Raw genomic sequence first — 1,346 nt, 5'->3', positions numbered from 1 at the left:
TTGCCGAAATCATGTACTTATTGTTGCCGATTTCTCTGTATCCTTATTTTCCATTTTCTCTGCACTTGTATTTACCGATTACAAATAGCTATGATGGTTCCTGTAATCATCATTGTTATTTATAAACCTATGCAAAAAGCACCTATAATCATTTTACCAATAAAAGCAATAATTTGTAATGACTGAATACTTAGATAAAATAATAAAAGATTTAGAAGAAGAAATAAATGAAGTATTTTATATGGAAACCGATGTTTTAGTCGCTTGTGAAAAAGCGGTTGAATTTACATTGAAGAAGATTTCAGAACTTAAAAATTATGTTTTAAATAAAGGCTTCGAAAATCAGAAGGAAGAAATCCATTTTTTCAAGCATATCAAGCCACAATTTATCGCAAAGCTCATATATTACAATTCAGTTTACAAAATAGAAAGTAAAAAGCCTCGGGAAACAAAAACGATAAAGAAATATTTCAGAGGAGAACTGGAAAAGCTGAAACAGTATTTTGACCATAACCTCGAATTTTATAAATATTATCGTACCAATAATACCTTTCTCGATGAAAAAATTTTTGTACGAGGCAAGTATAATATTAAACTAAATGTATATACCCATTATTTTGACAGTGACCACAGTTTTTCTACTTCACATGATTATAAAGTAGCAAAAATAATTGCCAACGATTTGATACAAGTGTATCTTGAAGACCAGCTTCACAATATTGAACAAAAAAAGGTTTTAGATAATTCTACATTAAATTGGACGGCAAGTAAAACCGCATTAACTGAATTAATATACGCCCTATCTGCACAAGGTGTATTTGATAATGGTAATGCGGACATCAAAGTCATAGCCAAAACATTTGAACGCACCTTTAATATCGACTTGGGCGACTTTTACCATACGTTTATGGAACTTAAAGCCCGAAAAATTAACCAAACAAAATTCCTTGACAGCTTGCGTGAAAGTATCATGAAAAAGATAGACGAACAGGACGAGAGGTATGTGTTGATATCAATTCGGTAAAATATGTCATCTAAAGTATCCGGTTGCAAGGCCCATCGGAAAGCTGGGTGTATTTCCCAATCATATCCAAAGCTTACTTTGTTGAACGACAAATACCTACTTTCTTCAAAATACTTTCTGTCTATTTTTCCGTCTTCGAGAGTTTTACGCGCAGTGATAAAATTTATTTTATAAAGAAACTGTAGCAAATCGTCGGCGGCAGCCGATTTTTTGTTGGCGAAAATGTAATTACCTTGGCTAAGAGAGTGTAAAATGAACTGTGTCAAGATTAGTAAATAAGTATTAATTTTAGACATAGTAATTATGGAGATCAGAGAAACGG

1 protein-coding gene is annotated in these 1,346 nt (G+C 32.2%); it reads left to right on the top strand.

The genetic code is table 11. The features are described 5' to 3' along the window. The first annotated feature begins 178 nt into the window (after window positions 1-178). Window positions 179-1,024, top strand: coding sequence for an RteC domain-containing protein (locus IEX60_RS24680; RefSeq protein WP_188754061.1), 846 nt, complete (start codon window positions 179-181; stop codon window positions 1,022-1,024). Window positions 1,025-1,346: the final 322 nt, after the last annotated feature.

Origin of the sequence: Parapedobacter defluvii (assembly GCF_014642075.1) — a bacterium.
Lineage (GTDB): Bacteria > Bacteroidota > Bacteroidia > Sphingobacteriales > Sphingobacteriaceae > Parapedobacter > Parapedobacter defluvii.
Note: the sequence above shows the minus strand (reverse complement) of the source record. Positions and strands in the feature narration are given on the sequence as shown.

Bases quoted from the DNA above. Each gene is read 5' to 3' on its own strand.
- IEX60_RS24680 (WP_188754061.1), top strand. From the start codon at position 179: ATGACTGAATACTTAGATAAAATAATAAAAGATTTAGAAGAAGAAATA.